This window comes from Chitinophaga sp. MM2321, from assembly GCF_964033635.1.
Lineage (GTDB): Bacteria > Bacteroidota > Bacteroidia > Chitinophagales > Chitinophagaceae > Chitinophaga.
In genome coordinates this window covers 3,093,959-3,119,798 of sequence record NZ_OZ035533.1, presented here as the reverse complement: position 1 = coordinate 3,119,798, position 25,840 = coordinate 3,093,959, and the positions used below count along the sequence as shown (strand labels likewise).

Sequence of the window (25,840 nt, the reverse complement as noted above, 5' to 3'; positions counted from 1 at the left end):
GATAAGAGAAGCTGTGCGCCACTTACCTGCATGTCTGAATAAAAGCTGCCAGCGACAAACCCATACCAGGATAATTTGGATAGGGATGCGGGTTACCTGTTTGCACAACAATATGTTCGTTGCCAGCGTATTGTGAATAAGGTTTGGTCATTGTTGTATCGGCTGTCACATTAAATCCGTTCAGATTATCTATTGCAATTGCTGCATCCACTATGTAAATATGTTCTTTTTCCCTTCCGTCAAAGTTTTTAATGATATTCTGGCGAAGTTCCCACATAGTTGCATTTTGTTTGATGGTGAAATCACCTGCAGCATTGTCTAACGTTCCGCAGGTAGACGAAGGAATCATTATAATAAATTTACCGTCGGGTACCGCCTTTAGATATGATGCGATAACTGTTTTTATTTTCTCGTTCCAGGTTGAAAAATCAATTTTTTGAGGAACCGGTTCCGATCTGAAATCATTGAGTCCTAAAAACTCAGCAAGTATGGAAGGCGCTTTTAATTTCCACATAGCAAGATATTTTCCATAATCAAAATGCCAGGTGAAATCTTCATAAGCTGTCCGTATCCATTTTTTCCCATTATAACGCATATAATACCCCAACGCATTATCATACATTATATCATTTATCATAGGATCAAGCTTATAACCTGTTTGCTGATCAAAGCGTAAAGATTGTGTTGTAAAACGGCCTGCAAAATACTTTTCGGCGAATGTCCAGTCACGACCCGGCTCTCTGCGTACAGCATTGGCAAGTTGCCAGAATTCAGTAGCACCCCAATACCGATAAGCGCCATCGGGCTGCCAGAACCCGTTGTAGGACTGCGTACGTTGATTGGATACGGAAAAATAATTTGCAAGTGTCCATCCGCCGCGCCCCTCGTCAGATTGTCCGGGATAACCCGCAACGTCACGTAGTCCGATCAACTGAAGTTTAGGAACATATCCCTTCGCCAATAGGGCATCCTTAAAAAAAGATCCATTCGTAAAACTATCGCCAATAATAGAAACAGCGATAGAATCAGTACCTACGCCCTGCTGGCCCACAATAATTGTTGAGGTAATCGTCTTAACCGTATCAAAGTGGTCCGTATTGATTAAACTTACAGCAACAGTTGCTCCCTGTTTTGGGGCGTTGATACTTGCAACCCGCGCTAATCTTCGCTGAAAGATGGTACTTCCGGAAAAGCGGACCACGTCATCATAAGGCCTCCATCGCTTTAATAAAGGCTCAACAAATATATTATTCTCAACGCCAGACAACATGTACAATCTGGCTGGCAAACAAATATCATTTACAAAGAAGAAACGATCCGGAGGTATCTGAGCGGATGATGTGTTTGCGGAATCTTTCTCCCGTTCAATAGGAATTTGACAGATAATTTTTTCTGACTTGTGCAGGTTGTTACTATCGGAAGAAACAGTCCAACTAAACAGGGAAGCAATAGCAAACAGACCTTTCATCATTTTTTATTCGTTTTATTTTTTGGTTGAACATACTGCTTAAAAATACAACAGTGTTTTTAATTCTTATATTTAAAAACGATTTTTTTTGAAATTTTATAAAGGATAAAAAACAAAATTTATTTTCTTTTTGCTTAGGGGTTAAACACAATTTTTGCGTAATAGTAAATATAGAAGCAGCATCGGTTGCTTAGGTTTTATAAGGCTTAAGCAGTGTTGATGTGCCCTGAAATCATGCTGGTAAGCATGCTGTGAAGCGCGTCTGCGTATGCCATAAAGATTCAAAAGCGTTTCAAAAAAAACGGTCTGTCAGGCAATATAAATTTCTGTAACAAATTTGTATCTTTCGCCTGAACGGTTTATAAAACAAATAAATGGAGATCTTTAACAACGCCAACGCGCTTACATTGGTATTTGCAGCTTTACTGATATTTGCCATTGCATACAGAACATATGGAATTTTTATCGCGAGCAAAGTGCTCCGGCTGAATGCGGACAATGTAACTCCGGCAATAGAATTTGCAGATGGAAAAGACTATGTGCCTACAAACAAGAATGTGCTCTTCGGTCATCATTTTGCAGCAATAGCGGCCGCAGGTCCTTTGGTTGGGCCGGTGTTAGCTGCTCAATTTGGCTATCTGCCGGGAACGCTATGGATCCTGATTGGTTGTGTCCTGGCTGGTGGAGTGCATGACATGGTCGTACTATTTGCATCCGTCAGGCATAAGGGACAAAGCCTTGCAACGATTGCCCGTAAGGAAATTGGTATAGGAACCGGCCTGATAACCGGGGTGGCTGTACTTTTTATTTTGATATTAACGTTGGCAGGTCTTGCTCTCGCATGTATCAGCGCCATGCATGAAGCCTCCTGGTCCTTATTTACAGTTATTGCTACAATGCCGATTGCCATCATTATGGGACTGATCATGCGGTACCGTAAAAACAGTGTTACGTTGGCAAGTATTATCGGAGGTATTCTGTTAATTGCCGGAATCATTGGAGGACACGCACTGATGCAGATAGAAGTCATCAACAACCTTTTTCATTGGGACATCGGAACTATTTCCATAGCCATAGCTGTCTATGGGTTTTTAGCATCTACCTTACCGGTTTGGTTGTTGTTGGTACCACGTGATTATTTATCTACTTATTTAAAGATCGGCACCATATTAATGTTGGCGATAGGCGTAATTTTCGTTCACCCTACCATCCAGATGCCTGCCATTACAAGTTTCATACATGGCGGAGGGCCGGTAATCGGTGGTCCGGTTTTGCCATTCATCTTTATCGTTATTGCATGTGGAGCTATTTCAGGATTCCATGCTGTTATTGCAACGGGCACAACACCCAAGATGCTGACAAACGAAAAACAAATACTTTTTGTCGGTTATGGAGCCATGCTGGTAGAAGGATTTGTTGCACTAATGGCATTGATAGCTGCCTGCACACTAATTCCAGGTGACTACTTTGCCATCAATACACCCAAAGAAGCATATGATGCTTTTATAGCACAAAATCCCGGGCTGCATGCGGTTGAGTTGAGTCATTTCAGTGAAAAGATAGGACTGGATTTACATGGCCGCACGGGCGGCGCTGTATCTCTTGCTGTTGGCATGGCTCATATTTTTAATAAGATTCCCTATATGGATACGCTGATGGCTTATTGGTACAACTTCGCGATTATGTTTGAAGCGGTATTTATTCTTACAGCCATTGATGCCGGTACCCGTGTAGGACGCTTCTTTTTACAGGAGCTGCTGGGAAATGTTTTTCCTAAATTCAATGATAAAAACTGGATGCCGGGCATTATTATCAGCAGTCTGCTTTTTACTTTTTCATGGGGCTACCTGGTTTACACGGGTAATGTGAGTAGTATCTGGCCATTATTCGGTATCAGCAATCAATTGCTTGCTGCCTGCGGATTGATCGTTTGTACCACTATGTTGATCCGTATGAACCGGAAGAAGTATGCGTTGTGTGCAGCAATTCCCGGTGTATTTATGGCAGTAATTACCTTTTGGGCCGGCTATGAGCAGATTGTTGAGGTGTATCTTCCAAAAGGTCAGCACCTGTTGGCGGGGCTGGCATTTTTAGCCATGCTGCTAATGTGTATCGTTTTTGTAAACACGTTTAAAAAATGGCGGCAATTGTACAAGCTGCCCGCTTTAGAAAATGATTATTACGGAGATACCGTAAAACAGTTGGTAGAAAGATAGCTTTATACGCAGCATTACAGGTAGTATCCGGCTACGGAACATGCACATAAATTATAGAAAAGAAAAAATTATTGCCGGTGTTCTTTCTCCACTGGAGAAAGAACACCGGCAATAAAAAAGATCAATTATTTTGTCAGTTCTTTTATCGGTGTAAAATCCACCTTGCGAAACTCCACTTCAGATCCTTCTGCCTGTAAGGCGATGCTGCCTTTGCTCGCAGTGCAGTTGTAGCCGTAATTGACAAGATCGCCGTTTACCCATACTTTAACGGCATTGCCTACACATTCCACGATCATGGTATTCCATTCTCCCAGTGGTTTTTCTGAGTTATCGGTGAGGTTTTTAATCCTGCGTTCCTTACCATCTACAGCGCCCCAGTTGCTTTTGGGGCCACGCCGGCTTTCCATGTCGGGTACAGTAATATCTTCCCCAATGCACCAGAAGTCGCCTGCATTTTCATGCATCATTTGTGTTTCTATGGATTTTGGAAACATGCCATACAATACACGGGGCGTGGAAGCGTGTACCAGCACGCCGCAATTGCCCGGTTTGGCGGGGAAACGGTATTCTACCTGGAGCCGGTAGTTCTGATAACTGGAATCGGTGATAATATGTCCCTGTGGGCTGGCCAGGCTAACGAAAACACCATTGCGCAGTATAAAAGGACTTTGTACCGATGCATCATTATCCATAGCAGGAACATCAATATGCCAACCGTCAAAGTTCTTGAAATTAAAGAGGCTACGTGTTTGCGCCTGCAATGCAACTGCGCAGAACAGGGTAGCTCCGGTAAGAAATGTAGTAAGAATGCTTTTTTTCATATGAGAATTTATCGGGGATAAAATAGTAAATTATTATGGAAGTTTTTTAATAACGAAGCGTTCCTGTTACTACCCATTCTGCAAAATACAGCCATATTACAACAATCGCATGGATTCTTACGGTCCAGGGGCTTCATCCTGCAACTCATCGGAAAATCGTTTGCCGTAGACGGCAGACACTGCATTTTTGCAGGGTATCATTACAAACAACCATATGCAGGACATTAAAAAATATACATTGATAACGGGAGCCAGCTCCGGACTGGGCAAAGAGTTTGCCCGGCAGTGCGCTGTCATGAACAGGAACATGATCCTGATGGGATTGCCCGGTGGCAACCTGTTTTTACTGGCAGAAAGCCTGTCACTGGAATACAACGTGGATGTACGGGTTTTTGAGTTTGACATGACCGACAGCGAAGAACTTAAATCACAGCTGAAAGATATGATGACGCAATTTCCAATCGACTTTCTGATCAACAATGCCGGCGTAGGCGGTACCTCAGCTATCACAGATACATCCCTGGAGAAGATCGACAGCATCATCCTGCTGAATGTAAGAAGTACGGTATTGCTCACCCGTATGCTGATTCCGCACCTGCTGGAAAACAAAGAAAGCTACATCATGAATATCGCCAGCATGGCCGCTTTTACGCCGATAGCCTATAAAACGGTATACCCGGCTTCCAAAGCATTTATCTCTTCCTTTTTCCTGGGGCTACAGGAAGAATTGTCCGGTACCGGTTTATCCGTGAGCGTAGTATATCCCGGTCCTATCATGACAAATTCACATACCTCCCGGAGGATCATAGGACAGGGGTTCAAAGGTAAAATGGGCCTGTTGCCTGCTACTGAAATTGCCGATATCGCCCTACGCGGAACACTGGCTAAATGCAGGGTAATCATACCTGGTGTTATGAACAGGATCAATCACACCCTGATGCAGCTACTGCCGCTCACACTCAAACTGAAACTGGTTTCCAGGGAAGTAAAGAAAGAAATACAATTTATATAGCAAGATGAAAAAAGTACTGATAACAGGTGCCAACGGCTTTCTGGGAGCCAATCTCACCCGGGAGCTATACAGACTGGGATACGAGGTGAAAGCGATGATCAGGCCCACGGCCAATCTGAAAGGGATCTCCGACATTCCCTGTGAAGTGTTTTTTGGGAATATAGATAATAAGGAAGATGTAATATTAGCCGTAGCCGGCTGTGATGTAGTGATCCACGCGGCCTGTATCACCGCTCAATGGGATACCACTTTTGAAGAATATGAACGGATAAATTTTACTGCCACAAAAAATATAGCGGAAGCCTGTATCGCTAATAAGGTGGAGCGGTTTATTTATGTCAGCACAGCGAATACTATCGGCCCTGGTACCAGAAATAACCCCGGCAGCGAATTGAATGGCTTCACTTTGTTCAACGCCAATTCAGGATATATCAACACCAAATACCTCGCACAGCAATATGTGCTGGAGCAGGTGATGGCACGCGGACTTCGTGGTATTGTGGTCAATCCCACTTTTATGATAGGTCCCTGTGATACCAAACCCAGCTCCGGCGAACTGATCTTGTATGGCATGAAGAAGAAGATCCTGTTCTATCCACCCGGCGGGAAAAATTTTGTACATATCCAGGACGTTTGCAAAGGTATTCTCAATGCCATTGAAAAAGGGAAGATCGGGGAGTGCTATCTGCTGGCAGGACATAATTTAAGTTACCGGGAGTTCTTCACGATGCTGAATACCATCTCAGGAGAACGGAAGGTGATGATCAGAATACCTGCCTTCGCGCTGAAACTGGCAGGCATAGCTGGTTCCCTGTTCCAGCGGTTGACGCATATCCCCGGAAAACTAACGTACTCGGCTGCTTATTTACTCAGCCTGGATAACTATTACTCGGGAAAAAAGTCTGAGCGAGAGCTGATGCTTCGATACACTCCCATAGAAGATGCTATCTCCGGCGCGCACAGCTGGTTCAAAGAAAATAACTATTTTTAAGGATACTGTGGCTATTATGAACTTTAAGGAGAGCGAACCATTATTTTCCAGCAAAATATTCCTGTATTTATCCAGGATGCTGATACTGTACACTTTCAGTATCATCTTCAAATCCTTTGATCATACGTTTGTGCAGGGATTGCGGATGCTCGATTTCCGCGGGCAGATGTTCAGCGTGGTATATGTGCTGTTTGGATTACTGGTATGGGAAGGAGCAGTGTGGCTCGCCAGAGCTATTGAAAAAAGGATTGCAGGAAAACAGGCACCCCAACGGCTGGCCATCCTCTGTTGTTCTTTGATGTTCTATGGTATGTTGTCGGCTTTCTGTTTCGGTTTTTTGTATGCAGTAATGGATATCCTGTTGTTTGAACGATATGAGGCGTGGGAGGCCTTTAAAGCATTCAGCTACGATCTTAACTTTGGGATCTTCATGTTTTATGTGCTCATACTGGCTTTTAATGGTATTGTGTTTTACTATTCAGGATGGAAAGAATACCAGGTACAGGCAGAAAGACTGATGAGAGAAAATATCCAGGCAAAATATGATGCGCTCCGGAATCAGATAGATCCACATTTCTTTTTTAATTCACTCAGTGTATTGACCAACCTCGTGTATAAAAGCCCGGATCTCTCCGCCGATTATATTACACAGCTGGCCAAAACCTACCGGTATATCCTGGATAAGAAATTTGAAAACCTGGTAACGGTACAAACAGAGCTGGACTTCCTGGAATCGTACATCTTCCTGATGCGGATCAGGCACCAGCAAAGCATTCAGTTCAAAGTGGAGATTGATGAAGTAACCCGGCAGAAAGGCATGATACCACCGGTATCCCTGCAATTATTAATAGAAAATGCCATCAAACATAACCGCTTTTCCGCAAATGATCCGTTATTGATCACTGTGAAAGGAGAGGATGGCTATTTAATCGTAGCTAATCATATAAGAAAGAAAAACAATCCTGATCTGTCATCTGGTATCGGGCTTGAAAATATTCAGAAAAGATATGCATTGATCAGCGAGCGTAGTCTTGAAATACAGCAATCGGAAGGAATGTTTATTGTAAAAATACCCATTATTAATCACGCATGAAGATAGTCATATTTGAAGATGAGATGCACAATGCAGAGCGCCTTAAACAGCTGCTGCATAAATATGATGCGGGCATCGAAGTGGTGGCGGTGATAGAATCCGTAACAGAAGGCTTGAAATGGCTGGAGGAAGGGCATCGGGTAGACCTGATGATGATGGATATCCAGTTGTCAGACGGGAATTGCTTTGAGCTCTTCAGCAAGATGAAAATACAGACACCGGTCATCTTTACCACCGCATTTGATGGATTTGCCTTACAGGCTTTCAAGGTAAACAGCATCGATTACCTGATGAAGCCTATTGAACTGGAAGAGCTGAAGAACGCGCTCCGTAAGTACGAAAATTTTCAGCCGGTAGCCGGTAATGTTATCAGCATAGAAAAGATTGCGGAAGAGTTTATGCGGCGCAACAGCACGCGCTTTATCGGTAAGGTCAATAACCAGCTGGTGTATGTAAAGGCGCAGGATATTGCTTACCTGCATTTCAGCAAAGGGATTACCATGGCTACCACTACCGCTAATCAGCGGCTGCCGCTGGATTACTCGCTGGACCAGATTGAAAAACTGTTAGACAAAAACCTGTTCTTCCGGATCAACCGGCAGTTTATAATCCACCTGGATGCCATTAAAAAGATAACGACTTATTACAATAGCAGATTAATACTTCAATTAGCCCCATATGTTGATACTGATGTTATTATTAGCCGGGAGAGGGTGGCGGAATTTAAAAGCTGGCTGGAAGGCAAAAGCTGACGCCGGCAGGCGCTGTAAAATTCATTAAAAAGATGCCTCAAAGCTTGATTGGCAGCCTCTTTATTAGTACCTTTGCTTCACTTCGGAAAACCTGTTTTTTGCAGCCGGAAATATGATCTGAAAAGGGAAGATACGGAATGGAAGATACAAACAATTTACAGCGACCATCGTTTAAAGAGGCATTAAAATTCTGGTTCAAATTAGGGTGGATAAGTTTTGGAGGAACAGCCGGGCATATTGCTATTATGCACGACTACCTGGTTGATAAAAAGAAGTGGATCAGCAACAGTAAATTTCACCATGCGCTTAGTCATTGTATGATTTTACCGGGCCCGGAGGCGCAGCAACTGGCAACTTATATCGGATGGCAGCTCCATGGCAAACGGGGCGGACTCGTAGCAGGAATCCTGTTTGTACTCCCTTCCATGTTCATTTTATTGGGGTTAAGCATTGTGTACGTGTTATTCGGGAACTTACCCTGGATTTACGCGATGTTCAATGGACTGAAACCTGCCGTGATCGCTATTATCATTATTGCACTGTTTAAGATTGCCCAAAAATCGTTACATGGACCGCTGCATATTATCCTGGCGGCTATCGCTTTTGTATGCATCTTCTTCTATAATATTTCCATGCTGTTGATCATAGCCGGAACAATCGTGATCGCACTGCTCATGAAGTACATCTGGCCTTCTCTATATCATAAAAGAAATAAAAGTATCGAAGAGGAATCAGCAGATGAACGGCGTTATTTCCTCAACAGATATTCCGTTGCACCCGATGCCGGGTTTGCAGGGAAACGTATATTCAAACAGCTCGGCATCGGCCTGCTTTTATGGATCATCCCTTTTATCCTTTTCTATTTCCTGACAGATGATTTTCGCTTCTGGACAGGGCTGTCGCTGTTCTTTACAAAAACGGCCTTTGTAACCGTGGGTGGATCTTATACCGTATTACCCTATGTGGCGCAGTTCAGTGTCACCAAACTGAACTGGCTCACCAACCTGCAAATGGTAGATGGCTTTGCGCTGGCGGAAACAACACCTGGTCCGCTGATCATCGTACTGGCCTTTGTGGGCTTCATGGCCGGGTACAACCATTTTAACGGATCTTTATGGATGGGGTCTATCGGCCTTATCGCCACCACATTTTATACCTTCCTGCCTTGCTTCCTGTTTATTTTTATCGGCGCACCCATTATAGAAAAAACGCAGGGCAACCCCGTCATTGAGGGCGTGCTGGGATTCATTACCGCTGCGGTGGTAGGAGTGATCCTGAACCTGACGCTCTTTCTCGGCAAAAGTGTCATCTTCCCCGGCGAAGTAACAATTGCCGGCCTGGACTACATTTCATTGGCCTGGGTGATTGTTTCTCTTTTCCTGATGCTCCGGTTCAGGATGAACGTCATCTACCTGATTATGCTCAGTATTTTATTTGGGCTGGCGCATTATTTCATTGGGATGTAAATGGGTGAGCATACCCCCGTTTCCGGAAAATTGGAAGAAACGAAAGCGTTGATACGCTATTGCATTAATGAAGAAGTAGCCTGATCTTATCATGACCTGTTAAAAAACAACAGATGCAGATCTTCCGGATTTTTATCGCTATAAAACTACTTGCGGAATATAGTTTGAGCCGATTAAAATGCTTAATCGGCTCATAAATTCGCTATATTTGAGCCGATTAACTAACCTAATCGGCTCATTATGTATAATTGGCAGTTTCCGGAATGGCCTGACTTTGCCTATGAAGTCCATGAAATTCAACCCCTCATCCTGGCGTTTGCGCAAGAAACGGGGGAGATAAGCGGTGCTATCCAAGGGCTTTCTGATGATTTAAAGAAGGAAACACTGCTACAGCTCATGCTGTCTGAAGCGGTTAAAACCTCCGAAATTGAGGGCGAGTATATCAGTCGCGAAGATGTCATGTCGTCTATACGGAATAATCTTGGGTTGAATGAAAAGCCTGTTTACGTCAAGGATAAACGGGCGGAAGGAGTAGCTCAATTGATGTTGGAAGTGAGGAGATCCTTTGATCAGCCATTGGATGTAGAGATGCTCCACACATGGCATGGTATGTTGATGGCTGGTGCTCAAAATATTAATTCAGGAGAATGGAGAAAGGGATCAGCGCCGATGCAAATAGTCTCGGGCGCATACGGGCGGGTGGTGGTACACTACGAAGCCCCACCGTCGTCTGAAGTCCCAAAGCAAATGCAGCAGTTTTTGCAATGGTATAACAACTGCACGTTTTCATTAAAAGGTGAAGTTGCAGAAGCGGTGTTGAAGTCGGCCGTGGCGCACTTGTATTTTGAATCGATACATCCGTTTGAAGATGGTAACGGGCGAATTGGTCGTGCTATCGCGGAGAAGGCGTTGTCACAATCGCTCGGACGACCTGTTATGCTAAGTCTTTCCAAAACGATAGAGCGGGATAAAATGGCCTATTATGCCGCATTAAAGGAGGCCCAGCGGTCTATAGAAATCACTAACTGGGTAAATTATTTTGCTGGTGTAATTTTAGCAGCTCAGCGAGATGCAAAAGCCACCGTTCAATTTACGGTAAAGAAAGCGCGATTCTTTGACCAATATAAGCATCAGCTCAATGAGCGGCAATTGAAAGTGGTCAATAGGATGCTTGAGAAAGGTGCCGAAGGATTTGAAGGAGGGATGACTGCCAGGAAATATATCAGCATCAGCAAAACCTCCAAAGCTACTGCCACCCGTGATTTACAGGAGCTGCAGGTTATCGGTGTTTTACTGCAGGAAGGAGCGGGAAGATCCATACGTTACCAGCTGAATATCCCCTAACTTTTGTTCATATCTCCTTTCTCCCCGTTATCACTACAAATTTTTGCTACTACCTCCTACGCCTGTATGAAAATATGTCATTAATAGCTGTATTTTACCTGGCAGTTTTACTATAAAAATCCGCTGGTATCATGACAAACTTCTCTTTAAATCGCAGACAGGCGCTAAAAACTTTTGGCCTGGCTGCTGGAGCCGCCCTGTTGAAATTGCCTGTGGCTGCACAGGGTAGTGCTATACAAGCCAACCCAGGGTTTAAGTACTCCCTGAATATGAGCACTATCAGGGGGCAGCAATTAGGGTTTATTAAAGAACTGGAGATCGCATCAAAAGCTGGCTTCACCTCCGTGGAAATCTGGATAGATACTTTTCAAAGCTATTTACAGCAGGGAGGTTCCGTCACAGAAGCGAAAAAGAGGATTGATGATCTGGGTATCAGTATAGAGAATGCCATTGGCTTTGCAAGATGGATCGTGGATGATGAGGCTACCCGTAAGGCTGGTCTCAAGCAGTTGCAAACCGAAATGGAATTGTTGGCAAAAATTGGTTGTAAACGCATCGCGGCGCCACCTGCCGGCGCCAATAGCAGCAACACTCCGGTCATTGATCTGAATGTGGTGACGGAAAGATATCTCACGATCCTCGGGATGGGGGAACAAACCGGCGTAATGCCCATACTTGAAATGTGGGGCGGATCGCCCAACCTGAAAAAAATCAGCCAGGTACTGTATGTGGTAGCGGAAAGTGGTCGCCGGAATGCCCGCGTACTATTGGATGCATTTCATATTTTTAAAGGAGGTTCCAGCTTCGACAGCGCACCATTTGTAGGCAAGGGGGCCATCGATATTTTTCATATCAATGACTATCCACAAGGTATTCAGCCGTTGAAAATATCGGAACCGGATCGCATCTATCCGGGTGATGGTATCGCGCCGCTGCGGCAAACATTACGGGACATTAAAAACCCGGATAAGCCGGTGATTATCTCACTGGAACTTTTCAACCCGCACTATTATAAACAGGATGCCCTCCTCGTAGCAAAAACAGGTCTTGCTAAAATGAAGGCCGTTACAACAGGTATATAAACGCTTTGGGGTGGCTACGCTATTGCATTAATGAAGAAATAGCCTGATCTTACCATGACCCGTTAAAATACAACTGATGCAGCTCTTCCGGATTTCTATCGCTATACCCTTATCACTCTTAATGATGACCACTGCCTTGTTTGCGCAACAGTCATCACAGGCGATCCGGCTTAACCAGGCAGGGTTTTATACGAAAGGCCCTAAGCAGGCCGTCATCATGGGGAGCGCCCGTGCAAAATTTTACATCATATCCACCACTTTACAGGATACTGTATTTGCAGGGGTGTCCGGCGAAGAACTATCTTCCGCTATATCGGATGTGCATACCAGCATCGCCGATTTCTCCCGGCTCACCGTGGAAGGCCGGTTCGTTCTGGCGGTACCGGGTGTTGGGGTTTCCTATCCGTTTGATATAAAAGGGAATGTTCATGCTGCCGCATTTACAGCCGCAATGAAGAGTTATTATTTCATGCGTGCATCTACCCCTGTAACAGATGGCTACGCAGGAAAATGGAGCCGCGCAGGCGGGCATCCCGATACGCTGGTGCAGGTGCATCCTTCCGCCGCTTCAGTTTTACGGCCGGCCGGTAGCATCATATCTTCCCCCGGTGGTTGGTATGATGCCGGCGATTACAACAAATACATCGTTAACAGCGGTATTACCATGGCCACATTGTTTTCTTTGTATGAAGACTTTCCCGTTTTTATAAAAGCACAAGCTCTCAATATTCCGGCAGATGAAGCAGCAGTACCTGCTTATCTCAGGGAGCTGTTATGGAATCTGCGCTGGATGCTTTCCATGCAGGACCCTGCCGACGGCGGGGTGTATCATAAATTAACCAACGCACAATTTGACGGGGTGGTAATGCCGGCAGCAGCTATAAAACCTCGTTATGTGGTGGCTAAAAGTACGGCGGCTACCCTCGACTTTGCAGCAGTAACGGCGCAGGCGGCACGCATACTGAAGGCATATGAAGCGGCATTGCCCGGGCTGTCGGACTCCTGTAGGGCCGCTGCGATAGCCGCCTGGCAATGGGCCCGGCAACACCCGGCAGTGCTGTATGAGCAGGAAAAAATGAACCTGTCTTTTGCACAGGCCATTAAAACCGGCGCATACGGCGACGGGAACGTCAGTGATGAATTTAGCTGGGCTGCCACCGAATTGTCTGTCACCACAGGACTGGATAGCTTTTATGCGGCGGTGCCACATAACGACAAACTGGCAATACCCAACTGGTCGCACGTATCCTCACTGGGGTATTATACCATGATCAGGCATGCCAGGCATTTGCCCAAATCTATGAAGCGGGAGGCGCGTATATTGAAAAGGCAACTGCTGGCCGCAGCGCGTGACCTGATGATGGACGCGGCAAAACAGGGCTACGGTACCGTGATGGGGAAAAATGCCAGGGACTTTGTTTGGGGTAGCAACAGTGTAGCGGCCAACCAGGGTGTTTTGCTGATACAGGCTTTCCGTTTAAAAAAGCGGTCGTCGTACATGGCGGCAGCGGTGGCGAACATGGATTATTTGCTGGGTCGCAATGGAACGGGTTATTGTTTTCTGACTGGCTTCGGCACCCGTTCACCGATGCATCCGCATCATCGTTTGTCTGAAGCCGATAATGTTATCGCACCCATCCCGGGATTGCTCGTAGGAGGTCCCAATCCGGGGATGCAGGATAAGTGTCAATACCCATCTACCATACCGGATCAGTGTTATATAGATGCGTTTTGTTCCTATGCTTCCAACGAAGTAGCGATCAACTGGAATGCCCCTTTTGTGTATCTGGCAGGTGCGCTGGAAGCACTCTGGGAGGATAGATAGTATCACAAGCTTTACTTTAAGTAATAATTATAATATGCTGATTATTACGTTATTTCGACTGTTGTTTATCAATATACTTTATCTTAATAAACAGCTTGTTTGAAATTCCAATTGATTAACATTATCTTGTAATATGGACCATTTCAATATCAATCGCAGGCGTTTCCTGAAAGGGGCTACTGCCACGCTTGCACTTTCCGCGTTGGGCGCCAGCGCCTTGGATTTTATCAATCCTGCTAAACCACTTCGTGTGGCATTAATAGGTACCGGCTGGTATGGTAAAAGTGATCTGTTTCGGTTGATCCAGGTGGCGCCGGTCAGGGTGATTGCTTTGTGTGATGTTGATAAAAAGCAGCTGGCAGAAGCAGCGGCTATGGTAAGCAAACGGCAGGCATCCCATGAAACGCCGCGCCTCTATGCCGACTACCGCAAAATGTTGTCTGAAAATGAACTGGACATTGTACTGATCGGTACACCGGATCACTGGCATGCCTTGCAAGCCATTGAAGCCATGAAAGCCGGTGCAAACGTATATGTACAAAAACCTATCAGTGTAGACGTAATGGAGGGAGAAGCAATGGTAGCCGCAGCACGCAAATACAATAAAGTAGTACAGGTAGGTACGCAACGAAAAAGTACGCCTCACCTGATAGACGCGAAAAAGAACATTGTAGACGCCGGCCTTTTAGGCAAAATATCGCATGTGGAAATGTGCTGCTACTATCATATGCGTAACAACGGCAACCCGCCGGTACAGGCAGTACCTGATTTCCTGGACTATGAGATGTGGACAGGCCCCGCACCGATGCGGCCTTATGATGGAATACCACATGTCCGCTGGTGGCGCACCTTTATGGAATATGGTAATGGTATTATGGGGGATATGTGCATTCATATGTTCGACACCGTACGCTGGATGCTGCAACTGGGCTGGCCCAAACGGATCAGTTCTACCGGTGGTATTTATGTACAGAAAGAAGGTAAGTCAAACATTTCCGATACACAATCCGCCATCTTTGAATATGAAGATCTCAACTGTGTATGGCAGCACCGTACCTGGGGTACACCCGCTGATCCCGAATATCCATGGGCTTTTAAATTGTATGGAGAGAAAGGTACACTGGAAGCCAGCACCATGCAATACGATTTTATTCCGGTAGGTGATGGTAAGCCCATTCATAAAGATGTGGTATATGAAAAAGAGAAATATCCCGAGGATCTTACAGAACCAGCTATTGAATTGAATGCGGCGCCTGCCACAAGATTGCACATGCTCAACTTCCTGGGCGCCATCGCGAATGGCGGTCGCCCTATTGCCGATATCGAAGAAGGACATATTTCTACTGCCAGTTGTATCCTCGCCAATTTGTCGATGCAAACCGGCCGGCCACTGATATATGATCCCAAACAACGTATCATCGTTGGCGATAGTGCTGCCACTGGTTTGTTACAGCGACCTTACCGTGGCCCCTGGCAACACCCTGATCCGGCGGCATTCCTGCGGGTGTAAACAGTTGCCTGCTTCCTGTTGTGGCATGCGATAACGGGTAAATCCGTATTTTGCAGCCCACAATATGGATCACCGCTACTTTATTATCAACAAGCCATACAATATGGTCTCACAGTTTATCAGTCCCGATAAAGTAGGACTGCTGGGAGACCTGTCTTTTCCATTCCCCGAAGGTACCCACGCCATCGGGCGGCTGGACAACCTTTCCGAAGGACTCCTCATTTTAACAACGAATAAAAAAGTAACCCGCCTCTTATTCCAGGGAAAGGTGCCGCATGAACGTACTTACCTGGTTCGTGTAAAAGGTGTGGTGACGCCTGCAACACTGCAACGCCTCAGAACCGGTGTTCCTATTATTATAACCGGACAACTGGAATATATCACCACTCCCTGCCGCGTAGAGATTGTGCCAAAGCCGCCAGACCTCTTTGCGCATCCCCGCGAACTACCGGTTAGTGCGCCACATACCTGGCTGCTCATCACTTTAACAGAAGGGAAATTTCACCAGGTACGAAAAATGGTCGGAGCGGTGAGCCATCGCTGCCAGCGACTCATCAGGGTATCTATAGAAGGGATTGAACTGGGAGATATGCAACCGGGAGAAGTGAGGGAGATGGAAGAAACAGATTTTTTCGAGCGGTTGAAGATTGATGATTATAAAGATGGATGACATCCCTGTAAGCTGAATATAATATTCCATTAAGGCGGCGGTGGTTATACGCTGAAGCTGGATACAGCGTAAATGGCAGCAAGCTGCAACCGGTACCAGATGCATGGTTGAAAAGGAGTAAGTAAATATTATTTTAATGAGTAACGTTTTTATTTAGTGCAGAATTTACCGTAAATGTGTATTTTTGCGCTCCTCTACTGATATAAAATAGATTATTCAAGATACGCGTAGATCCGAATATCGTACTGACAAGGCTTCTCAGGGCCTCCAAGGCGATGAGTAGGGTCTGCGCTTTTTTATTTTATCTTCTCCCCGGTTAATTTTTATAACAGGTTATGAAATAGCAAAAAATAATGCTAGATTTATTAATTGTAAATAGTACGCTTAATATAATCATTCCATGTTATGAAGAGAATACTAGCCATTTTTGCACTCTGTGCATTTACAAAAGGAGCTGTTGCACAGCAGCTGGCGCCGGCCTATCCGCTAATCACACATGATCCTTATTTTAGTATCTGGTCTACTGCAGATACGTTGAACAGCATCGCCACCACACATTGGACAGGAGCAGAGCAATCACTCACCGGCATGGTGAAAGTAGACGGTGTGACCTATCGCGTACTGGGAAAAAATTCCGTTAGCCATGTAGCTGTGTTGCCTACCGCGGAAGAGCAGGCATACCAGGTGAAGTATACAGAAACTGCACCATCAGAAAACTGGATGGAAGGCGGCTTTGATGATAAGAGCTGGAAAACAGGCGCAGCCCCGTTTGGCGACAATGCAGCTACCGCTAAAACCACCTGGAAAAGCCATGATCTGTGGGTGAGAAGAACATTCAAAATGGCGTATATACCTGATGGCGCCTTGCTCCTGAAGATCAGTCATGATGATAATATCGATGTTTATCTCAATGGAGAAAAAATTTATACACACCAGGGTTGGTTACATAAATACAAATACCTGGAGATCTCTGATGAGATAAAGCGTAAGCTAAAGAAAGAAGGGAATGTGCTGGCTATACACGTTGTAAATACTGCTGGTGGCGCTTTTCTGGATGCGGGTTTATCCACTATTGCACCGGAACCAGCTGATCAGGGCATGGGTAATGCCATTCAAACCGGTGTAACCATCAACGCTACCCAAACCATTTATAATTATACCTGCGGCAATATTGATCTCACACTTACATTCACCTCACCCTTGCTGATGCAGGATCTGATGTTGCTGTCGAGACCTGTTTCCTATATCTCTTATAAGGTAGCGGCCAATGATCATAACAAACACAAAGTGCAGTTATATTTCGGCGCCTCTTCTAATATATGCGTTAACGTGTCTTCACAAGCAGTGACGACCACGCAATATACTGCCGGCAAACTGTCAGTACTGAAAGCGGGTTCAAAAGAGCAGCCGGTGCTGAAGAAAAAGGGCGATGATCTGCGGATTGACTGGGGCTATATGTATGTAGGGGTGCCTGCTGCGGCCCATCCGGAGCAGTATGTTACCAGTCCCGCGGATGCCGTTCTGCGTTTTATAGGTGGTAAGACGGGCAACGCCAAACAGGATAAAGATGTAGTACTCAGCAGTGTGGTGACCCTTGATCAGGTCGATGGAAATCCGCAGGAACAGGTGTTCCTGCTGGGTTATGACGATCTGTATGCCATCCAGTACTTTAATACGAATATAAAAGCATGGTGGAAAAGTAAGCCGGGACAAACCATCGAAAAAGAGTTGAACGCAGCGGCTGCGGATTATGCAGCTATCATACAGCAATGTGAACAGTTCAATCAGCAATTGCATGATGATGCCGTGCGGGCCGGTGGAGAAACCTATGCGAAACTTTGTGAGCTGGCCTACCGCCAGAGCATTTCAGCACACAAGCTGGTGAAGGGGCCGCAGGGTGAGTTACTGTTTCTTTCAAAAGAAAATTTCAGTAATGGCTGTATCAATACCGTGGATGTAACCTATCCATCTGCTCCATTATTCCTGGTATATAATCCTGATCTGTTGAAAGGGATGATGAATGGTATTTTCTATTTCTCTGAGAGTGGGCATTATACCAAACCTTATGCAGCGCATGATCTGGGAACATATCCATTAGCGAATGGACAGGTGTATGGTGAAGGGATGCCGGTAGAAGAATCCGGTAATATGCTTATACTGGCGGGCGCTATTGCCAAAGCAGAAGGCAATGCCACTTACGCTAAAGCACATTGGAAAACACTGACTACATGGGCAGAATACCTGTTGAAAGAAGGGTTTGATCCAGCTAACCAGTTATGTACAGATGATTTTGCCGGTCACCTGGCGCGCAATACCAATCTTTCTTTGAAGGCTATTGCCGGTATCCGTGCTTATGCCATGATGGCGGAGCAACTGGGCGAAACTGCTGCTGCTGCGCGTTATAACGACAGCGCAAAAGTGATGGCATCCAAGTGGATTCAGTTGGCAGATGACGGAGACCACTTCGCACTGGCCTTTGAAAATAAGAACAGCTGGAGTCAGAAATATAACATGGTATGGGACAAAGTATTAAACTTTAACCTTTTCCCGGCAGATGTTTATAAGAAAGAAACAGCCTACTATTTAACGAAGCAACAGCGATTCGGCTTACCGCTTGACAGCCGGAAAACATACACCAAATCGGACTGGATCCTGTGGACAGCAGTACTGTCAGATGATTTTGATGCTTTTATCCAACCCGTATACGCCTATGTAACGAATACGCCTACACGTGTTCCACTGAGCGACTGGCATGAAACAACGAATGGCAAGATGGTAGGCTTTCAGGCGAGGAGTGTAGTAGGTGGATATTTTATGAAGATGCTGGATGCAAAATTTAATCCGCCGGCACATGCAAAAAAATAATTTCTGTAATTTTCAGAAAAAGTTTTCTGCTGTAACTGTTTGTGGTGGCTCATTTGTTATATATATTATAAATATGCCTGAGATAAAGAGTTATATATGAAGCCAATAAAATTTGGTTGCCATTAATTAATTTCTATCTTTGCACTCCCCTTTAGAAAACGGGGAATGATTCCCTAGCTCAGTTGGTAGAGCAATACACTTTTAATGTATGGGTCTTGGGTTCGAGTCCCAAGGGGATCACAACAAAGCACACTTCGGTGTGCTTTTTTCGTTTAAAGCCACTATAGGCGCCATTTCTATCTCTAGTAAGATACAACTTTTACAGTTGAAAATTTTTGATCGGAATAAGACTGGTACTGCAAAAAGTTTTATTCTGGACAACAATATCGTTCCGGTCTTTGTTAAATAATTAATGCCCTGCATATTTAATTTTCTCACCTAAGCATTTACTGCCTAATCATCATTCTGAAGTTTCTTTATGTACTAAAGAAGCTGATCCATAATTCATATTTGGATAAGGGTGGTGTATTTACGTAGATACAACCTCTGCTATTTGTACTGCCCCCCGAATATTTAGGTAACTCCTTCATCTTCTAAAATTCAAACTTATGAGAAAAATTATCGGGAAAAGCCTTCGTTATTGGTTATTCGCGTTGGCATTTATACCGGTCAGTCATTTATTGGCTCAGAAAAAGCCTAATATACTGATCATTATGGGTGATGATATAGGTTGGTTCAATCCTAGTTGTTATAACCACGGACTGATGGGGTTTAGAACGCCTAATATTGATAGAATTGCATCAGAAGGTGCTATGTTTAACACATGGTATGGGCAACAAAGCTGTACCGCAGGACGTGCTGCTTTTATTACAGGTCAGTCACCAATCCGAACTGGTTTGACTAAAGTAGGAGTTCCCGGTGCAGATGTAGGTTTGCGTGCAGAAGATCCTTCCATTGCGGAGTATCTCAAGGTGCTTGGTTATTCCACCGGGCAATTCGGGAAAAATCATTTAGGGGATAAAGATGAATTTCTACCTACTAATCACGGTTTTGATGAATTCTTTGGAAATCTTTATCACCTTAATGCAGAAGAAGAGCCTGAAGATCCCGATTATCCGAAAATACCCGCTTTTAAGAAGAATTTTGGTCCAAGAGGAGTTATAAAATCTACTGCCGATGGTAAAATAGAGGATACCGGACCTCTTACAAAGAAAAGGATGGAAACTGTGGATGATGAATTCGTCAAGGCGGCAATGGATTATATGGATCGCCAAACAAAAGCAGATAAACCCTTCTTTTGCTATTTCAATTCTACCCGGATGCACATCTGGACGCATTTGAGTCCTGCATATGCAGGTAAAACTGGTCTTGGCCTGCAGGCCGACGGGATGACAGAACACGATGATGATGTTGGTAAGTTATTGAAAAAATTGGATGATCTGGGAATAGCCGATAATACTATCGTTGTTTATACAACAGATAATGGAGCTGAATTAATGACATGGCCTGATGGTGGTAGCACTCCTTTCCGGGGAGAAAAGGCAACCAACTGGGAGGGCGGCTATCGGGTACCAACAATCATTCGTTGGCCAGGTGTAGTAAAGCCGGGAACCATTGTAAACGACATATGTGCACATGAAGACCTGCTTCCGACATTGTGCGCTGCGGCAGGCGATCCTGATGTAGTTGCAAAAACATTAAAAGGGTACAAACTGGCGAAAAAAACAGTTAAAGTGCATTTAGATGGTTATAACCTTATGCCATTTTTTAAAGGAGAAGTAAAGGAATCACCACGTCATGAATTTATTTACTGGAGTGATGATGGGGATGTTTTTGCCATCCGTTATAATCGTTGGAAAGTTGTTTTTATTGAGCAGAACCATGAAGGATTGGAAGTATGGACCAAAGGATTCGAAAAGCTAAGAATCGGTAAGATTTTCGATTTATTAGCGGACCCGTTTGAACGTGGTGATAAATCAATGCTTTATGATCAATGGCTCGTACATAAAATTTATAATAGTTTAGGGGCTGTTACACTTGTGTCACAATGGCTACAGTCCTTTAAAGAATTCCCGCCGCGGCAGAAGCCCGCGACATTTAATCTGGATGAAGTAATGTCAAAACTTTCCAAGCAGGGAAACTAATGGGAGCAATTAAAGGGGCTGACTAAAAAGTATTGATCAGCCCCTTTAAATGCTATGCCCTCAATGTTATTTCCTTCTGAACCAGACCAATTTTGGCAACGTGTCAGATTGATAGTCCCGGAAGAATTGGCCGCCTGGAATCATGAATTCCAAATTAGTCCATCAAAAACTGAAAATTATTTCCCGACAATTCTCTTCCGGTGTACAATTCCCCAATCTGTAAGATTGCTGATTATGGTTTGTAGCGTATTGCCGTGTTCCGTGAGTTCATATTGAACGGTTATGGGTTGTGTATCTAAAACAGTTCGTTTTATCAACTGGTTTATTTCCAATTCCTTTAATTCTTTGCTCAACATCCTGTTGGAAATTCCGTTCACATCATTCAAAATGTCTGAAAATCGTCTTTTACCATAACAGCAAATAGACGAGATAATGGAAATCTTCCATTTCCCATTCAGCACGTCCATTGAATCTTGAACGGCTCTCATTCTTTTCTTTTGTTCCTGTTGGAACTCTTCGATTTTACACCCCATAATGTTACTTGGTTACACCGATGTTACTGTTATTTTTCAGTACAAAGTTACTAAAAGTAACTTTACTAATCTAACTTTGTTGCTCAAATCTTAAATAATAGAAATAATGAGTAAGCTGAAAAACAAGGTTGCCGTGATTACAGGCGGCAATAGCGGTATCGGGTTTGGTATTGCTGAAGCATTTAAAAACGAAGGCGCAGTCGGTGCAATCGCCGGAAGAAATGAGACTACGTTGAACAGCGCGGTTGAAATCCTGGGTGATAATTTTATAGGTGTAAAAGGAGACGTAACAAATCTTGATGACCTGGAGAACCTGTATAGGACTACGGCTGATAAGTTTGGGAAGATAGACGCATTGGTAGTGAATGCAGGTGGCGTTGTGGACGGGATTCCCTTGATGGCGATAACCGATGTAACGGAAGAAGGTTACGACCGCTATATGGAACTGAATTTAAAAAGCGCCTATTTTACTGTAAAAAAATCACTTCCTTATTTAAATGACGGCGCTTCCATCATACTGATCGCGTCGAACGCCGCACATCGGGCTGCACCCGGAGCGACAATATATGCCGCTGCAAAAGCAGCCGTTATTTCATTGGCCAGAGGCTTATCGCTCGATTTATTGTCAAGGAGAATAAGGGTGAATACAATTTCGCCTGGCTCAATTGATACGCCGGTTTTTGGAAAGATGGTACCGCCGGATCTGGTGGACCAGGTAAAGCAGGTCTGGATAGACCTTACGCCGCTTGGCAGACAAGGGACTCCGGCTGAGATCGGGAAAACGGCTGTTTTTTTAGCCTCCGACGATTCAACATTCATCGTAGGTACCGATATCTTAGCGGATGGCGGTATGGCTAATACCTTCTCAGTGAAATAAACTTATCAACAACCAGCAATAGCATGTGCCCGCGATTATTATATCAGGGAGCCAGGACTATTGCCGGTTACTTTGGTAGGTTACGGAAGCTGATAGCTTCCCGGAATATTAAACCCTCAAATCTTAAATAATATAAATAATGAGTAGATTAAAAAATAAAGTAGCGGTAGTTACCGGTGCTTCAAAAGGAATAGGTGCATCTATTGCCAAATATTTTGCAGCAGAAGGCGCAAAGGTAGTTGTGAATTATGCTTCAAGCAAAGAAGGCGCAGATAGCGTGGTTAAGGAGATAACCGATAATGGAGGAATAGCCATTTCGGTACAGGCTGATGTATCGAAAGAAGCCGATGTAATCAGGTTGTTTGAAGAAACAAAGAAGGCTTTCGGCACGTTGGATATTTTGGTAAACAACGCGGCCTATCAAGGATACACACCTATTGAACAGGTAACAGCAGCATCTTTTCATCAGCATTTCAACGTCAATGTTTTGGGGGCAATACTTGCTATCCAGGTATCTTTGAAACTGTTTGGCGATAAGGGTGGCAATATCATCAATATCAGCTCGGGTGCAAGCAAAATGCCACTTCCGGCAGCCTCGTTGTACTCTGCAACTAAAGCGGCATTAGATGCCATAACGATTTCTTTGTCGAAAGAACTGGGTGCAAAAAACATTCGTATCAATTCTATTTTACCAGGCGCTACAGAAACTGAAGGTGCACGTAGTGCGGGCGTCACTACCGGCAGTGTGTATGAAACAATGTTTATTACCAATACACCGCTTGGTCGTAGAGGTCAGCCCGAAGATATTGCGAAAGCTGCCGTATTTCTTGCTTCCGATGATGCAGCCTGGATTACGGGAGAGCAAATTTCCGTTTCGGGGGGTATGTATGGTTTTTAAATTTATAAACAAAAAAAAGGAAAGACAATGGGACGGAATTATTGGTTGACGGTGGTTTCACCAACTACGCACTAAAATAATTGTTTCAAAAGTATAAGTTTCTTTCAAATCCCTGTTTCTTTCGGAAGCAGGGACTTTTTGTTGCTTTTGTAGCAATCTGCACAAGATCGGCAGTTGTATTAAAATCCTTTGTCCCTGTTAATCAGTTTTTTGACGCTCACCTGATACTTCAAATACCCGGCGAAATCTGGAATTACTTTAAACAAAACAGGATCCTTATGGGTTAATGAAGTAACGATTGGCTGTAATTTCATTCAGGACACCTTTATATTGTCACTGATTTATATTGTTAGAATAGTCATTAATATCGGTAAATATCCCCTATATCATTGTCAGTCAACCTATTCCTCGGCTAATTAGTTAGCATTCCATCTCTAAGCATAAGCAAACAAATTTGGGTAACTGTGTGCACGCACAAGGTGGCGTATTAAATATTATTTAATGCCACAATCGTCATTCCAGCTTGCCCAAAGCGATCAATCATGCAGTTTGATTTGGAATTATTGTGAACAACTAACTATTTATATGAAATACAATTTGTCATTCATTCTTGTACTGTTATTGGCAGCATGCAATACTACTCCCAAAACAGGAGATAACACAAAAACGGGAGATTCTACAAAAGTAGGTGTTGACGCTCATGGCTGGATCGGAACGGCAACTGTAAAATCGAGACTGGGCGACTTCGAATTTAGAAACGGTTATCCAACCGCTGATGCTGTTAAAAAACTATCTGATGCCCTGGTATATAGCCGTGCGATTGAAGTATACCTGGATCAGATGCATGCCGTGTCGTGGTATAATGTATGGAAAGGCGTTGCTGCTGCTGGGGTGGCCACACCTAACCAGGTAGTTATTTGGGAAACGTTGATGGACAGCGAGACATTGCTGCTTACCGGCAATACGGAAACTGTGTATGGTCTGTCTTCGTTTGATCTTAAGCGCGATGGCCCGGTGGTGGTAGAGGTACCTGCAATGATGCTGGGAGGGATCAGTGACATGTGGCAAAATGAAATAGCCGGTATTGGGCCAACCGGTGAGGATAAAGGTATGGGCGGAAAATTTCTGCTGTTGCCTCCCGGATATTCAGGCGACCTTCCAAAGGGATATATAACACTGAAGTGTACCACATTTAAGGTGAGTTTGGGAGTACGTGGCTTTATGCAGGACGGAAAACCCGATAAGGCAGTTGCATTAATGAAGACAACAAAAATATACCCGCTTTCTGCTGCATCCAACCCACTAGCAACGACCATTGTAAATGGTTCCGGTAAAGAAGTCAGTACCATATTTAGTGATAACTATCATTTTTTTGAAGATCTTGCTGAGCTGATAACACAGGAACCGGATGAACGGTTGCAAACCAGTGAACGGTTTTTGCTTGCTTCTATCGGAATTGAAAAAGGTAAATCTTTTCAACCGGATGCAGACCGTACAGCACTGTTAGAAGACGCTGCTAAAACGGCTTCGGCTGTGGCGCGTGTCAATAGTTTTGCTTCTGCCGATACGGCAAAACTGGTGTATAATGACAGGCACTGGGAATTTGCTTTTATTGGAGGAAGTGCTACATGGGATACACAGGGTTATGTAAATACCGACAGACGGGCTGGCTTTGCCTATATCGCTATCGGCATGTCGCCGGCTATGGTGAAAAAAATAGTAGGTGGAGGATCACAATATTTGTGGACCCCGCGGGATGCAAACGGTGACTTTCTTGATGGCGCCAAAAATTATGTGTTACACATCCCCGCTGATATTCCGGTTAAAAATTTCTGGTCAGTTGTTGTATATGATGCGCAAAGCCGTTCCATGCTTCGCAATGGGAACTTATTCCCGTCCCTGAGCCAGTACACTGGTCCACAGGGTAACAGCGACGGTTCCATTGACGTTTATTTTGGTCCGGACGAGCCCAAAGGGAAAGGTAAAAATTGGATTAAAACCGTTTCAGGTAAAGGTTGGTTTACCATAATGAGATTTTATGGACCATTGGAACCGTTCTTTGATAAAACCTGGAAACCGGATGATATCAAAGAAGTAAAATGAGTTGGAAGATCTGACATACTGTTATAATCACTATTTTAAGAAACTCATCATGAAAAAGGCAAGAAAGACGAAGCTATAGATACCGAAACGCCTGGCTTACTTGCATCCATTGGAATCGAAAAAGGAAAGAAATTTGCACCGGATGAGCGAATGAAGAAAATATTAAGCGA

The 25,840-nt window shown here is 44.3% G+C and carries 19 protein-coding genes and 1 tRNA gene; 17 read left to right on the top strand and 3 right to left on the bottom strand.

Going from position 1 to position 25,840, the window contains the following annotated elements; genetic code table 11:
- Positions 1-22 precede the first annotated feature (22 nt).
- Positions 23-1,471, bottom strand: coding sequence for a hypothetical protein (locus tag ABQ275_RS12185; RefSeq protein ID WP_349318585.1), 1,449 nt, complete (start codon positions 1,469-1,471; stop codon positions 23-25).
- Positions 1,472-1,842: 371 nt separating this feature from the next.
- Here ABQ275_RS12185 and ABQ275_RS12180 point away from each other — a divergent pair, with 371 nt between their 5' ends.
- Positions 1,843-3,684, top strand: coding sequence for a carbon starvation protein A (locus tag ABQ275_RS12180; protein WP_349318584.1), 1,842 nt, complete (start codon positions 1,843-1,845; stop codon positions 3,682-3,684).
- 125 nt (positions 3,685-3,809) lie between these two features.
- Here the strand turns inward: ABQ275_RS12180 and ABQ275_RS12175 are convergent, their stop codons facing one another.
- Entirely contained in the window at positions 3,810-4,505 is a 696-nt protein-coding gene (locus tag ABQ275_RS12175; protein ID WP_349318583.1) for a DUF1080 domain-containing protein, read from the bottom strand.
- Between the two features lie 214 nt (positions 4,506-4,719).
- Between ABQ275_RS12175 and ABQ275_RS12170 the strand changes: the two genes are divergently transcribed.
- The 13 genes from ABQ275_RS12170 to ABQ275_RS12110 all read left to right on the top strand — a co-directional run bounded on the left by ABQ275_RS12170 (position 4,720) and on the right by ABQ275_RS12110 (position 21,259).
- Entirely contained in the window at positions 4,720-5,517 is a 798-nt protein-coding gene (locus tag ABQ275_RS12170) for an SDR family NAD(P)-dependent oxidoreductase (protein WP_349318582.1), read from the top strand.
- Between the two features lie 4 nt (positions 5,518-5,521).
- Entirely contained in the window at positions 5,522-6,508 is a 987-nt protein-coding gene (locus ABQ275_RS12165) for an NAD-dependent epimerase/dehydratase family protein (protein WP_349318581.1), read from the top strand.
- Positions 6,509-6,524: 16 nt separating this feature from the next.
- Positions 6,525-7,601 carry a sensor histidine kinase gene (locus ABQ275_RS12160; protein WP_349318580.1) on the top strand — a complete coding sequence of 359 codons (1,077 nt, stop codon included), beginning with the start codon at positions 6,525-6,527 and terminating at the stop codon, positions 7,599-7,601.
- Complete coding sequence (locus ABQ275_RS12155; protein ID WP_349318579.1) at positions 7,598-8,353, top strand: LytTR family DNA-binding domain-containing protein; 756 nt, start codon at positions 7,598-7,600, stop codon at positions 8,351-8,353. Before ABQ275_RS12160 ends, ABQ275_RS12155 begins: the two co-directional genes overlap by 4 nt.
- 137 nt (positions 8,354-8,490) lie before the next feature.
- Positions 8,491-9,819, top strand: a complete 1,329-nt coding sequence (chrA, locus tag ABQ275_RS12150; RefSeq protein WP_349318578.1) for a chromate efflux transporter — start codon at positions 8,491-8,493, stop codon at positions 9,817-9,819.
- Between the two features lie 240 nt (positions 9,820-10,059).
- Positions 10,060-11,163 (top strand): Fic family protein, encoded by a 1,104-nt coding sequence (locus tag ABQ275_RS12145; RefSeq protein WP_349318577.1) that lies wholly within the window; start codon positions 10,060-10,062, stop codon positions 11,161-11,163.
- Between the two features lie 131 nt (positions 11,164-11,294).
- Complete coding sequence (locus ABQ275_RS12140; protein WP_349318576.1) at positions 11,295-12,245, top strand: sugar phosphate isomerase/epimerase family protein; 951 nt, start codon at positions 11,295-11,297, stop codon at positions 12,243-12,245.
- A 76-nt stretch (positions 12,246-12,321) separates the two neighbouring features.
- Positions 12,322-14,070 (top strand): glycoside hydrolase family 9 protein, encoded by a 1,749-nt coding sequence (locus tag ABQ275_RS12135; protein ID WP_349318575.1) that lies wholly within the window; start codon positions 12,322-12,324, stop codon positions 14,068-14,070.
- A gap of 133 nt (positions 14,071-14,203) precedes the next feature.
- Positions 14,204-15,580, top strand: a complete 1,377-nt coding sequence (locus ABQ275_RS12130; RefSeq protein WP_349318574.1) for a Gfo/Idh/MocA family oxidoreductase — start codon at positions 14,204-14,206, stop codon at positions 15,578-15,580.
- 103 nt (positions 15,581-15,683) lie between these two features.
- Positions 15,684-16,250, top strand: coding sequence for a pseudouridine synthase (locus ABQ275_RS12125; RefSeq protein WP_349318573.1), 567 nt, complete (start codon positions 15,684-15,686; stop codon positions 16,248-16,250).
- Between the two features lie 405 nt (positions 16,251-16,655).
- Complete coding sequence (locus ABQ275_RS12120; protein ID WP_349318572.1) at positions 16,656-19,115, top strand: glutaminase domain-containing protein; 2,460 nt, start codon at positions 16,656-16,658, stop codon at positions 19,113-19,115.
- Positions 19,116-19,282: 167 nt separating this feature from the next.
- A tRNA-Lys gene (locus tag ABQ275_RS12115) sits at positions 19,283-19,355 on the top strand.
- Positions 19,356-19,723: 368 nt separating this feature from the next.
- Positions 19,724-21,259 carry an arylsulfatase gene (locus ABQ275_RS12110; RefSeq protein WP_349318571.1) on the top strand — a complete coding sequence of 512 codons (1,536 nt, stop codon included), beginning with the start codon at positions 19,724-19,726 and terminating at the stop codon, positions 21,257-21,259.
- Positions 21,260-21,435: 176 nt separating this feature from the next.
- Here ABQ275_RS12110 and ABQ275_RS12105 read toward each other — a convergent pair whose 3' ends face one another.
- Positions 21,436-21,747 carry a helix-turn-helix domain-containing protein gene (locus ABQ275_RS12105; RefSeq protein WP_349318570.1) on the bottom strand — a complete coding sequence of 104 codons (312 nt, stop codon included), beginning with the start codon at positions 21,745-21,747 and terminating at the stop codon, positions 21,436-21,438.
- Between the two features lie 151 nt (positions 21,748-21,898).
- Between ABQ275_RS12105 and ABQ275_RS12100 the strand changes: the two genes are divergently transcribed.
- The 3 genes from ABQ275_RS12100 to ABQ275_RS12090 all read left to right on the top strand — a co-directional run bounded on the left by ABQ275_RS12100 (position 21,899) and on the right by ABQ275_RS12090 (position 25,670).
- Positions 21,899-22,669 (top strand): SDR family oxidoreductase, encoded by a 771-nt coding sequence (locus tag ABQ275_RS12100; RefSeq protein ID WP_349318569.1) that lies wholly within the window; start codon positions 21,899-21,901, stop codon positions 22,667-22,669.
- A 139-nt stretch (positions 22,670-22,808) separates the two neighbouring features.
- On the top strand, positions 22,809-23,567 hold the full coding sequence (locus ABQ275_RS12095; protein WP_349318568.1) for a glucose 1-dehydrogenase: 759 nt from the start codon (positions 22,809-22,811) through the stop codon (positions 23,565-23,567).
- A 585-nt stretch (positions 23,568-24,152) separates the two neighbouring features.
- Positions 24,153-25,670: a DUF1254 domain-containing protein gene (locus ABQ275_RS12090; RefSeq protein WP_349318567.1), complete on the top strand. Its 1,518-nt coding sequence runs from the start codon at positions 24,153-24,155 to the stop codon at positions 25,668-25,670.
- The last annotated feature ends 170 nt before the right edge of the window (positions 25,671-25,840 follow it).